The following is a 12,286-nucleotide window of genomic DNA, read 5'->3' as shown; positions in this document are numbered from 1 at the left end:
CACATCGCAAGGAGCTGCACGATCATGAACCTTCTCACCGACATCCTCGCCGGCCTCGTCCACTTCGTCGGCTGGCTGGTCTGACGGTCCGAGACGACCGGCGGCGCCGCCTCCCCGTCCCAGGGAGGCGGCGCCGCCCGCGTGTCAGCGCACGGTCACGGCACGCACGATCTCCTGGGTGACCGAGCCGCCCCGGTCGTCGCGCGCCGAGGCCCGCAGCGAGACGTGCCCGGCGTCGCGGGGCACGCTCAGCGTCCCGTGCCAGGACGCCTCCTCGCCCCCGCCGCGCAGCGCCACCCGCTGCCAGGTCCTCCCGTCGTCGTACGACACCTCCAGCGTGCCGCCGCCGATCGTCCCGGTGTCCGGGGCACCCGCCACGTACCGGGCGCCGAGCCCGACGCGCAGCTTCTTCCCGCCGCGCACCTCGCCCGCCAGGTCGGTGCCGACGTCGAAGGAGAGGTTGATGAGCGGGAGGTACGTCCAGCGGTCCTCCGGGGTGGCGGCCGAGCGGAACGTCCACTCGGCGCGGCCCTTCGTCGCCGGGGACCAGCGGCCGGCGTCGAGCGCGGTGTCGGTGACGAGCCGGTAGGTGTGCTCGTCGGCCGGCGCGTCCCACACGTAGGCGGCCGAACCCGGCCCCTGGTCGACCAGTTCCCCGTCCAGGTACACGGACGTGGTCTGCGTCATCCCGCTGCCCTCGCTCCACACGTCGCCGAAGCCGGTGTGGTCCGGGCCGGAGTCACCCCAGCCGGGGGCGTTGAACTGCATCCGGCCGCCCGCCCGCTGCTGCCCCCAGCCCAGACCGGTGCCGAGGTAGGGGTGCCACACCGGCTTGAACCAGTTCAGCTCCGAGCGCGCGCCGCCCTCGTAGCGGACCGTCCCGGACCGCTGCTCCAGCGCGCCGTCGGCGGTCGTCACGGACTCGTGCCACAGCTGGCCGGGTCCGGTCGAAACGTACTCGGTGCGCTCGGCCGGGAAGTCGATCCGCTCCTTGAAGCCGAGGCCGATCGGGAAGGCGTCGGTGATCGAGTACCGGAACTCGCCGCCGGGCACCGGGTCGGCCGCGTGGTACCGGGTGCGCAGCTCGGCGAGGTCGCGGCGGCCGGGCTCGAAGGTGAGGTCCCGGTCGGGCACGGCGCCCCGGTGCCCCTGCGAGAGGTCGTACGTGTAGGGCGTGTCGCGCGTCCCGGTCATGTCGACGCGCCCCGCCTCCCGCAGCCGCTCGGCGTCGGCGGCGCTCACCGTGGCGATCTGCAGCGGCCGGTCGGCGTTGTCGTCCGTGCCCCACCAGGCGGTCAGCCGCCCGGGCGCGTCGTCGGTGACGAACAGCGCCTTCACGCCCGCGTCCTGGGCGGCCCGGGCGAGCGCGGCCGGTTCCGTGTCCCCGGTGAGCCGGGCGAGGACCGCCTTGCCCCGCACGCCCGCCGGGAAGGGTCCGTCCCCGACGTCCACCAGCGGCAGCCGGCTGCGGCCCTCGGTCAGTGTGCCGCCCGGCTGGACGACGGCCTCACCGATCCCCTTCACCTCCAGCACCGGCTTCCCGAGCCGCCACACCGTCCGGTACTCAAAGTCGCCCTCGGTGACCTTCCGGCCGGTGGGCGCGGCGAAGACGCTGTCGTACGCGAGGGGGACCTGGACGGCGCCGAACAGGTCGGAGCCGTTGGCGCTGCGGTCGTACTCCATGACGAGCTGCCGCGTCTCGGTGCGCCTGCCGACGTCGGCGCTCACCTCGCGCAGTGCGCGGCCGTCGAGGGTGATCTCCCGGTCCCGGTCGACGACGACCTCGGGGGCGGCGAGGAAGCCGAGCCCGAGCGAGTCGGCGCCGTGGCTGCCGCGCACGTCGAGGAAGGACGTCAGGCTGTACGTCCCCGGCGCGAGCCGCAGCTCCAGGGTGCCCGAGGCCCCGACGTGGGCGGGGACGGGGTCGACGCCCTCGGCGAGGCGCTGGACGACGAGGTCGGCCGGGGTGGCGGCGCCCGCCCGGTCCTTGACGTGGACGGTGAGCGTGTACCGCTCCTCCTCCTTGACCATTCCGAACGCGGTGTGCGCGAGGGGGGTGCCGTCCGCGCCGGACGCCACGATCCGGCCGCTCGTCGTGCCGACCGGGGCCTTGGCGCCGTCACCGGTGACGGTGGTGGAGGCGGTGCCGTGGGCCGGGACGGTGAGGGCGGTGTCGGCGAGGGTGGCGACGCCGTCGGGGGCGCCCTGCACGGCCAGCTTCAACTCGACCGCCGTGTCGGATGAGTTGGCGTAGGTGACGGTGCGGGTGACCGGCTCGTTCGCCTCGTACGGCCAGGCGAGGAAGCCGAGGTCGGCGCTGCCCGTGGCGGTGACGCCGGCGCCGATCGCGTCCGGCACGCTGACCCGGCCGGCGCCCAGTTGGTAGGCGGAGGCGTCCAGTTGCCGCGAGGTGGACATCAGCGCGTCCTTGAGCCGCGCGCCGGTCCAGTCGGGGTGCCGCTCGGCGAGCAGGGCGGCCACGCCGGCGATGTGCGGCGTCGCCATCGACGTACCGTCCATGGCGGTGTAGTCGCCGCTGCCCTCGGTGAGCCGGGAGCGGGCGGCGAGGATGCCGACGCCCGGGGCGGACAGGTCGGGCTTGAGGGCGTTGTCCCCGTACCGGGGGCCGGCGCTGGTGAACCAGGCCGCCTGGTCCGCGGAGTCGACGGCGCCCACGGTCAGGGCGGAGTCGGCGGCGCCGGGCGAGCCTATGGAGGACGGGCTGCCGGTGTTCCCGGCCGCGACGACGAACAGGGCGCCGGTCTCACGGGACAGCGTGTCCACGGCCCGGGCCATGGGGTCGGTGCCGTCACTGGCCTCCGTCGAACCGAGGCTCATGGAGACGATGTCCGCCTGCACGTCCCGGGCGGCCCACTCCATGCCGGCGATGATCTCGGACTCGCTGCCCGAGCCCTCGTCGGAGAGGACCTTGCCGACCGCGAGGGTCGCACCGGGCGCGACGCCCTTCTCCTTGCCGCCGGAGGCCGCGCCGCTGCCGCCCACGGTGGAGGCGACGTGCGTGCCGTGGCCGTTGCGGTCGGCGACCTCCTCGCCGGCGATGAAGCTGCGGCTCTCGGCGACCCGTCCCGCGAGGTCGGGGTGGCCGGCGTCCACACCGCTGTCCAGCACGGCCACGGTGACGCCCTTGCCGGTCAGGCCGGCCCGCCACGCCTCGGGGGTGCCGATCTGCGCGTTGGACTCGGCCATCGCGGCGGTGACCCGCCCGTCCAGCCACACGCCGTCGATGCCGGCGCCGCGACGGGTGAATTCACGCCAGAAACCGCGCCCCTTGTCGGCCTCGACGGCGGCCCCGCGCACGCTGGGCAGCGCCCGCGTCCGCTCGGCCCCTCGCGGGGTGGCGACCCGCGCGCCCTCCTCATAGGTCACGATCAGCGGCAGTTCACCGCTCTCGGAGTCGGCGAGCCCCTGCTCGATCAGCTCACCGACGTCGAAGAGCCGCGCGTCGAGGCTGCCGTCACGCAGATACGGCAGCGCCTCGTCCGGTACGACGGTGGTCCGGCCGTTCGCGCTGCGGGTGTGCACGGCACCGGTGGCGCCCTGCGGACGCTCCACCGTGACGGTCTTCCGGCCGCCGCCGAGGCCGGTGACGGTCACCCGGTCGCCGGTGACGAGGGTGACGGTGCGCGCGGCGGCGGCACCGGTGGCCGCCGCCGGGGTGCGCGCCGCGCCCGCCGGCTCCTCCCGCGCCGCCGGCGTACCGGCCGGCAGCAGGGCGATCACGAGCCCCGCCGACAGGAGGGTCGCCCCGCGTCTGACTGGTCCTCTGCTCATCCACGCCTCTCTTCGTATCGTCGTAGAGTGCTGCGACGAGTGCTGTGAGCAGTCTCAGGGGCCTTGTGCGACAGGGGAGTTGACCGAGGGTGGCGGATTGGCGCCCTGGCGGGTTTCCGCCAGCGGCCCGCGCGAGGGGCACCGGAACCGGCGACACACCCAAGTACCGTCCGTCACAATGAGGTTCCGCACAGGTACGTACGGCACACGGGGAGCGAACGGCGCATGGACGGGCTGGTCGAGTTCAGGACCGAGGACGGCGCGCGGGTGGTCGTCGAGTCAGTCGAGGACGCGGACGGCGCGCGGCTCGTCTCGCGCGGCGACGGACCGGCCCGGGCGGCCCGCACCTTCGAGGACTCCCTGGAGGGCGTGCGGGCGGCGGCCGCGTCCGCGCTGCGGGTCTTCCGCGACGGCACGCTGCGACCCGACGCGGTGGAGCTGGAGTTCGGCGTCAAGCTGAGCGCGGAGACCGGCGCGGTCATCGCGAAGGGCGCGGCGGAGGGGCACCTGGTCGTCAGACTGACCTGGTCCCCGGACCCGGCCCCGGCCCGCCCCGGGACCCCGGAAGCCGCCGGCCGGTCATGAGGAGCGCCGCGTGGCACGCCCGGGTCGAGTGCGGCAAGGAGGTGGGCGCCGGTTTCCTCGTCTCCGCCCGCCGGGTGCTCACCTGCGCCCATGTCGTGAGGTGGAGCGAGGACGCGCCGGTCACCGTGACCTTCCCCGGCGGCCGGGAGCTGGGCGGGCTGTCCGCCACGGTCCTGGTGCACGGCGGCTGGCGGGGCGGCGCCACCGATCCGGGCGACCTGGCCGTACTGGAACTGGAGCGTGAGGTGTCGCTCGCCCCGGCCGTCTTCGCCCCGCCCGGCGCCGAGCGGTCCGCGCCCGCACCCGAGTTGATCGCCTACGGCTTCCCCAAGGGATACGACGAGGGGATGCTCGCCCTCTACCGCGCCGTGCCCGGTCCGCTCATCTCGGACGAGTGGGTCCAGCTGGAGGCCCTCACCGGGCACGGGCAGCCGCTGGCGGCCGGGTTCAGCGGGGCGGCCGTGGCGCTGTCCGACGGCACGGTCGTCGGCATGGTCTCGGCGGTCGCGGGCGCCCGGGACGTTCGGGCCGGGCGGATGCTGCCCCTCGAGGTCATGGCGCGCTACTGGCCCGAGCTGGGGGAACTGGTGCCCACACCCGGTCACCGGGCGGACGCCCGCAGACGGCTGTACGCGCTGGTGCGCCGTGCCGAGGCCGCCGGCCTGACCATCGACCCGGACCGGCTGTACGTCTCCGCCGTGGACGCGTTCGCCCCGCCGCCCCCGGAGGGCGGCTTCGCCTCCCTGCGGGAAGCCGCCGCCTTCGTGCAGTGGGAGGTCTCCCAGACGGACGCCGTGGCCCGGTTCGCGGACCGGCTGGCCGAGCGGCTGGACGCCCCGCCGGCCCGCCCCGCGACGTGGTCGCCCATCGTCGTGGAGATCGACCGCAGCGGCGCCGGAACCGACCAGGTCACCGTCGAGGTGTCCGCCTACCGGGACGGGCAGCGCCGCCCGGTGGGCTCGCGCCGGCTGGCCCAGAGCGCGGTGCGGTCCTTCGTGCAGGAACAGATCGACGAGGCGTTCACCCAGCTCGATCCCGGCGCCGAGGAACTGCTCACCTTCGTGCTGCCGCGCGAGTGGCTGAACAAGCCGGTGGCACGCTGGGAGTGCGGTGAGGACGACTCCACCCCGCTCGGCTGCGCCCACCCGCTCGTGGTCACCGACCGCCACCGCCACCGCAGCGGGCGGCTCCGCCACCAGTTGCGCAAGAAGTGGCGCAAGCTCCAGGTCAGCACGGGCGGCACGCTGCACCGCGTGGACTGCGGCACCCGGGAGCGCCCGGCCGGCCTGCGGGTGCGGCTGCGGGACGACGCGGAGCTGGCCGGTTTCGCGGCCCCGCCCGACACGGCGCGGGAGCACTTCGAGGTCGGCCTCACCGTCCCCGTCCCGGTGCTGCTGTGGCCGCGCACCGGGTGCCCCGGCGACGGGCACGACGGCCCGTGTCCCGGCTCGGCGTTCCTGGACGAACTGGCCGTGTCCGTGGCCGGGGTGCCACCGTCCGAACTCCCCCGCCTGGTCATGGAGCTGCGCCTGGCGGCCGACGCGTCCGACGACCCGGACGGGCACTGGGCGCGGGACGTCCAGCTGCTGTGGGACGACCCCCGCTGCTTCGCCGAAACCCCCGCCCTGCTGCACTCACCCGTCGGCTGAACGGACGCCGCGCGAGGAAGCCACCGCACCACCCGCACCGAACCGCCCCGGAGAGAGAACCCATGCCCCTGTGGCCCGTCTACACCGGCGCGCCGGCCCCCCACGACGGCATCGCGAAGCTGCCCCCGCCCCCGCCCTGGCGGGCCTTCGACGGCCGTCCCGTACTCGATCCGCCGGTCGAGGACGGCGACGACCCGGCCGCCTCGCCCGACCGGGCCCACCGGGCCGCGACCTACCAGGCCACCGAGGACACGGTGCAGATGGTCAACGCGGCCCTGTACCTGCGCCGCCCGCTGCTGGTCACCGGCCCGCCCGGCACCGGGAAGTCGTCCCTCGCCTACGCGGTCGCCCGCGAACTGCGTCTCGGCCCGGTCCTGAGGTGGAACATCACCAGCCGCAGCACGCTCCACGACGGCCTCTACACCTACGATCCGCTCTCCCGCCTGTACGCGGCCCGCCAGGCCGCGGAGCACCCCGACGGCCGCGCGGCCGGGACGGGCATCGAGAACCACCTGCGCCTCGGCCCGCTCGGCACCGCCCTCCTCCCCTACCGCCACCCCCGCGCCCTGCTCGTCGACGAGATCGACAAGAGCGACCTCGACCTGCCCAACGACCTGCTGCACGTCCTGGAGGAGGGCCAGTACGAGATTCCCGAACTCGTGCGGGCCTCCCGGGACATCCCCGAGGGGCGGGCCGAGGTGCTGGTCGACGGCACCGACCGGCGGGTGCCGGTCGAACGGGGCCGGGTCCGCTGCCGGGCCTTCCCCTTCGTCGTCCTCACCAGCAACGGCGAGCGCGAGTTCCCGCCCGCCTTCCTGCGCCGCTGCGTCACCCTGCGTCTGCGGCAGCCGGACGACGAGCACCTCGCCGAGATCGTCCGCGCCCACCTGGGCGAGCCCGACGGGTACGCGCGGCAGCTCATCGACCGGTTCCTGTCCCGGGTGGGCAGCGGCGACCTGGCCACCGACCAGCTCCTCAACGCCATCTACCTGGCCCGTTCCTCCGGACTTGGCACCGACTCCCTCGACGAGCTGGCGGAGCGGCTGATGCCGTACCTGGGCCGGTCCCCGCAGCCCGATGCCTTCTGACCGCCCCGGCTCGCCGGACCCGCTCCCCCGCCTGGCCGACCTCCTGGGCCGGGCGTCCCCGGACGTGCGCCCGACCCCGCTGGAGCTGGCCGAGGTCCTGTGGCTGGCGGAGCAGATGGAACCTCCGGCGCAGGGACCTCCGGGACGGCCGGCCGAGGGCGGGCCCCCGGACCCCGCCGAACCGGCGGAGCCCGCCCCCGCGGTGACGCCGGAGCGGGACCGGCGGGAGCCGCGGCGGGACGGGCCGGACCAGGACGATCGCCGGCCGGCCGTACCGCCTTCCGCACCCGAGGCCCCGCGGACCCCCCTGCGTCTGCCGTCCCCGGCCCCCGCCCCCGGGACCGCGGCCGCAAAACCGCACAGCGCCCTGCTCGCGCCCGCCCCGCCGATGCTGCGCCACCCCCTGGCGCTCCAGCGCTCCCTGCGCCCGCTGAAGCGCCGCACCGACGCGCCGGTCGGCCGGGAGGTGGACGAGGCCGCGACCGCCGACCGCATCGCCCGCCTCGGCGCCGGCCCCGAGTGGTGGCTGCCGGTGCTGCGCCCGGTGCGGGAGCGCTGGCTGCGGCTGAACCTGGTGCACGACGCGGGCCCCACCATGCCCGTCTGGCAGCCCCTGGTACGCGAACTGCACGCCGTCCTCGCCCAGTCGGGGGTCTTCCGCACGGTCGCCCTGCACCGCGCGGACCCCGACGGCACGGTCCGCGGCGACGGGGCCCACGCCCCCGCCGACGGGCGCACCGTCACCCTGCTGATCAGCGACTGCATGGGCCCGCAGTGGCGCGAGGGCCCGGCCGGCACCCGGTGGTTCGGCACGCTGCGCCGCTGGGCGCACCGGACGCCCCTCGCCGTCCTCCAGCCCCTGCCCGAGCAGTTGTGGCGGGACACCGCGCTGCCCCCCGTCCCCGGCCTGCTGTCCGCCCCGCACCGGGCGGCGCCCAGCGCCTCCCTCTCCTTCACGCCGTACGACTCCACCGCGTCCCGGACGCGCGAGGGGGCGACGCACGTCCCCGTGCTCGAACCGGGGCCCGAGTGGCTGGCGAACTGGGCCTCGTTGGTGGCGAGCCCGGGAGGCACCGGGTACCCGGGCTCGGCGGCCGTGCTGGACCACCCGCTCCCGGCCGACGCCGACGACCGCGCCGACCTCACCCGGCTGTCCGCCGGCGAACTGGTCCTGCGCTTCCGCTCCACCGCGTCCCCCCAGGCCTTCCGGCTGGCCGGGCACCTCGCACTCGCGCGCCCCGACCTGCCGGTGATGCGGCTGGTGCAGGCCGCGGTCGAGCCGCACCCGCACCCCCGGCACCTGGCCGAGGTCATCCTCAGCGGTCTGCTCACCACCGTCCCCGGGCCGCCCGGCTCCTACGCGTTCCGTCCCGGGGTGCGCGAGCTCCTGCTCCGCGGTCTGCCGCGTACCGCCCGCAATCGCACCCACGAACTGCTGCTGCGGACCGGCGGCCTGATCGACGAGCGGGCCGGCCGGTCGCCCGGCGAGTTCCGCGCGCTGATCCCCTCCCGGCACGGCACCGAACGGGCCGGCGGGAACGAGGCGTTCGCGACGATCAGTCAGGAGAGCGCCCGGCAGCTGGCGGCACGGCAGCGGCCCGCGGCCCCGGCGCCCTTCCCGCCCGCGTTGGCGGCGCGCTACCGGCCGGTGCGGCGGCTCGCGCCGGCCGGGAGGATGTGGCTGGCCGAGGACACCCGGGCGAACCGGACCGTGGCGGTGCGGCTGCACGAGGCGTGCACCGGGCCCGCGTCACGCGAGGCGTTCCTGCGGGACGCGCGCCGGCTCACGGAGATCACCCACCCGAACGTGGTGCCCGTCCTCGACGGCGGCATCGAGGACGACGTCCCCTACGTCGTCATGGAGCACCTCGACGGCATCGCGCTCAACGCCCTCGCCCGCTCGGGCGGAGGGCTGCTGCCCACACCGCTGACGGTGTCGGTGGGCGCGCAGCTGGCGCGAGCGCTCACCGCCCTGCACGAGGCGGGCGTCACGCACGGCGCTCCGGAGACCTCCCGGGTGGTCCTCCTGCCGGACGGCACGGCCCGGCTGAGCCTCTTCGAACCGGGGCGCGCCTCGGGCCCGCCCGGCCGGTCCGCGGACCTGCGCGCCCTGTGCGAGGTCCTGCTGCGGCTGACGTCGTCGGCCTCGCAGCCGGCCGTCCCGATCGACTCCCACCGCCTGGACCGGCTGCCCGACGCCCTGCGCATCCACTACGCGCACGCCTTCGACCAGTTGCTGTCCGCCTCGCCGGCGGCGCAGGCACAGGGGCTGCGGCTGCTCGCGGACCCGCAGCTGCCGGTGCGGGCGGGCGAGGCCTACACGCGACGCCGCTACCACGCCCTCGGCCCGCTGCGGGTCCACCTCCCGGACGGCACCCCCGAACTGACCCCGAAGGCCCGCGCGCTGCTCGCCATGCTGCTGCTCAAACACGGCCGCACGGTGACCCACGAGGAGCTGCGGTGGGGGCTGTGGGACCCGGGTGACGAGCCGCGCGACCCGCGGACCGACGTGGCCGGGACCGCCCGGCGGCTCACGGCCGCCCTGGGCCCGGGCGTCCTGGCGACCTCCGCCCACGGCTACGCCCTGCACACCAGCGCCGACCACGTGGACGTGGTGCACTGCGACGAGCTGGTGCGCCGGGCCGACGCGGCCCGGCTGGAGGGCGCGCTCACCGAGGCCCGCGTCCTGGTCACCGAGGCGCTGGCCCTGTGGCGCGGCCCCGAGCCCCTGGCGGACGTGCCCGGCCCCGCCGCCCGCACCGCCCGCACCCGCCTGCTCCGGCTGCGCCTCGCCCTGCACACCAAGCGCGCCGAACTCGACCTGGCCCTCGGCGACCACGACCGGGCCGCCACCGACCTGGCCGGCCTGCTGCGCGCCCACCCGCACCGGGAGGACTTCCGCCGCCTGTACATGATCGCGCTGCGCCGCCAGGGCCGGGGCGAGGAGGCGCTGGAGGTCTACGAGGAGTACGAGCTGTCGGGCGGCCGGAGCCCGGCGCTGGCGGCACTGGGCCGGGAACTGCGCGAGGAGCACGCCGGACCCGCGGAGGAGGCCCCCTGGGAGGGGTACGCGGGAGCGGAGCGTCCGGACGTCCGGGACGGCCTCGTGTCCGCCCCGGACGAGCTGCCGGAGGGCCCCTTCCCCACGGAGGACGACCTGTGGACGCCCCTGCTGGGGGAGCCGGAGGTGCACGACGAGGAGGGGTACCGGCCCGGCACACCGGTCGGGAGCGCCGCGTGGGGAGGCGGCCCGGACGACGGCCCGGACCTCGACTCCGCGGAGGCCCAGGCCCTGGAGCGGGCGGAGACCCTGGCGGAGATCGCGGCGGCCGCGGAGGCGGAAGCGTCGGAGATCGCGGCGGAGGACGGCGACGCCTTCGACACCGACCTCCGCGACTGCGCCGCCTTCGCGTTCGCCGACGGCCCCCGGGGCGGTGCGTCCCACGCGGCCCATGCGGCCCTGCACGGCCTGGTGACGGACCTGCTGGCGGACAGCGGCCTCACCGGTGACGCGTACGACATCCTGGACGAAGGGGAGGGCCTCCTCGTACTGCTGGCCCCGCGTGTGGAGGCCGCCCGCCTGCTGCGGGCGACGGTGGACGGTCTGCCCGAACGGCTGGCGCGCGTGGGCGGCCCGCGCCTGCGGGCGGAGTTCTGGCAGGTGGAGCTCCGCCCGGACGGCACCGAGGAGCAGTCCTCGCGCGCCGACGCGGAGTCGGTCGGCGCGGCCCTGGACGCCTCCGGCGCACAGGCGGTCATCGCCGTGTCGGACTCCTTCTACTTCGACGAGGTGGACGCGGAGAGCCAGGACGGCCCCGGCTTCCCTCCGGGCGTGTTCCGGCCGCTGGACGACCGTACGGGCTGGTTCCACCTGGTGGGACCAGCCCGGAGCGGTCCCGCCCGTCCCGCCCACCCCGGTGCCGCCCCGGAGGCCGCTACGGAGACCGGCGCGGTACGGGGGCCCTTCCCCCTGCCGTCCGGGGCACGGCTCCCCCTCCCGCAGGACGCGACCCAGGCCGTCGTCGTGCGACTCGCCGACGGCTCTCTCCTGCCGGCGACACCTGACCGGGAACGGCGACTGCGCGGCCTCACCACGCACTACTTCGAGGTGGACCTGAGCGAGCACCGTCTCCCGTCCGAGATTCCCGGCCTCGAGCTGGCGTGGCGCGTGGACGACCCCGTCAAGGCCGTCGAAAGCCGCGACACGAACCTGCTCGAACACCTGGGAGCCACGCTGCGGACCGACCTCGCCGGAAACCGGCCCTGGCTGTCGAGCCCGCCGAAGGTGCCCGGCTACCGGATCCGCTGGATCCGCCCCGCCTCACACCGCGGCATCCTCAGCCCGCTCCCCCACGCCACCGACTCGCCCGCCGACCTCGTCACCAACGCGCGCGGCGTGATCCTGGGCTTCGACGGCGTGCTGGCCAGGCTCTACCGGCCGGGCGGCGAACGGGCGGCGCTGCTGGACGCGGCCCGGCTGATCGCGGAACGACGGGACCCGCGGGACGCGCTGACGGGACAGCCACTGCTTGCCGAGGACGGCCCCGTGACGGCGCTGGAAGGGCGCCCCGGCACGCTCGACCTCCTCCGGGCCTTCGCCCGGCATCCGCTCGCGGACGACCTCCGCCGCCTGGTCGACGGTCACGACGAGCGGGCCGCGCTGACCGCCCAGCCCAGCCGGCTCGCCGAGCAGCTGGTCCGCACGCTGCACGCGCGGCAGGCACCGGTGGCCGTGGTGACCGATCGGGCGCCCGCCCCGGTGGCCGGCCACCTCGGGCGGCGTCGCCTGACGGACTGTCTGCGGGGCGGTCTGCACGGCCGGCACACCGATCTCACCCGGCTGCTGCCCGACCCGCGCGCGCTCCACCCGGTTCTCGACGCCCTGGGCTTCCCGGCCGCCGGATGCGTGTTGATCGGTTCCACGCTCGCCGAGCTGGGGGCCGCGCGCGCCCTCGGCCTCCCGTTCATCGGATACGCGCGGGACGAGGAGGCCCGAAGGCGCCTGCGCGCGTCGGCCGACGTCCCCCTCGTCTCGGGCCTGCGCCTGTTGATCTCCGCCGCCGAGAACCGCTGACCCCTCGTCACCCCCCGTTCGGCGGCCCCCCGCCCGGCCCCCTCCAGGGCGCGCCCGGCTCCCGGGCCGCGCACGATGCCTAGGAGGCCGGCCACCCG

At 76.2% G+C, this 12,286-nt stretch carries 5 protein-coding genes; 4 read left to right on the top strand and 1 reads right to left on the bottom strand.

The genetic code is table 11. The features are described from left to right. Nucleotides 1-144: 144 nt before the first annotated feature. Nucleotides 145-3,792, bottom strand: a complete 3,648-nt coding sequence (locus ACFIF2_RS06480; protein ID WP_395571526.1) for a S8 family serine peptidase — start codon at nt 3,790-3,792, stop codon at nt 145-147. A gap of 225 nt (nt 3,793-4,017) precedes the next feature. Between ACFIF2_RS06480 and ACFIF2_RS06475 the strand changes: the two genes are divergently transcribed. From ACFIF2_RS06475 to ACFIF2_RS06460, 4 genes are all read left to right on the top strand, one after another. Further along, complete coding sequence (locus tag ACFIF2_RS06475) at nt 4,018-4,377, top strand: CU044_2847 family protein (RefSeq protein WP_395571525.1); 360 nt, start codon at nt 4,018-4,020, stop codon at nt 4,375-4,377. Further along, a complete protein-coding gene (locus ACFIF2_RS06470) occupies nt 4,374-6,026 on the top strand; it encodes a trypsin-like peptidase domain-containing protein (RefSeq protein WP_395571524.1) in 1,653 nt (550 codons plus the stop codon). Before ACFIF2_RS06475 ends, ACFIF2_RS06470 begins: the two co-directional genes overlap by 4 nt. 62 nt (nt 6,027-6,088) lie before the next feature. Next, nucleotides 6,089-7,114: an AAA family ATPase gene (locus tag ACFIF2_RS06465; protein WP_395571523.1), complete on the top strand. Its 1,026-nt coding sequence runs from the start codon at nt 6,089-6,091 to the stop codon at nt 7,112-7,114. After that, complete coding sequence (locus ACFIF2_RS06460) at nt 7,104-12,188, top strand: SAV_2336 N-terminal domain-related protein (RefSeq protein ID WP_395571522.1); 5,085 nt, start codon at nt 7,104-7,106, stop codon at nt 12,186-12,188. Before ACFIF2_RS06465 ends, ACFIF2_RS06460 begins: the two co-directional genes overlap by 11 nt. The last annotated feature ends 98 nt before the right edge of the window (nt 12,189-12,286 follow it).

Source organism: Streptomyces sp. BK79, assembly GCF_044142145.1.
Classification (GTDB): domain Bacteria; phylum Actinomycetota; class Actinomycetes; order Streptomycetales; family Streptomycetaceae; genus Streptomyces.
Note: the sequence above shows the minus strand (reverse complement) of the source record. Positions and strands in the feature narration are given on the sequence as shown.

What these genes read in the sequence shown, in the direction of transcription:
- ACFIF2_RS06470 (WP_395571524.1), top strand. Translation starts at nt 4,374, where the DNA reads ATGAGGAGCGCCGCGTGGCACGCCCGGGTCGAGTGCGGCAAGGAGGTG.
- ACFIF2_RS06465 (WP_395571523.1), top strand. Translation starts at nt 6,089, where the DNA reads ATGCCCCTGTGGCCCGTCTACACCGGCGCGCCGGCCCCCCACGACGGC.
- ACFIF2_RS06475 (WP_395571525.1), top strand. Translation starts at nt 4,018, where the DNA reads ATGGACGGGCTGGTCGAGTTCAGGACCGAGGACGGCGCGCGGGTGGTC.
- ACFIF2_RS06460 (WP_395571522.1), top strand. Translation starts at nt 7,104, where the DNA reads ATGCCTTCTGACCGCCCCGGCTCGCCGGACCCGCTCCCCCGCCTGGCC.
- ACFIF2_RS06480 (WP_395571526.1), bottom strand. Translation starts at nt 3,792, where the DNA reads ATGAGCAGAGGACCAGTCAGACGCGGGGCGACCCTCCTGTCGGCGGGG.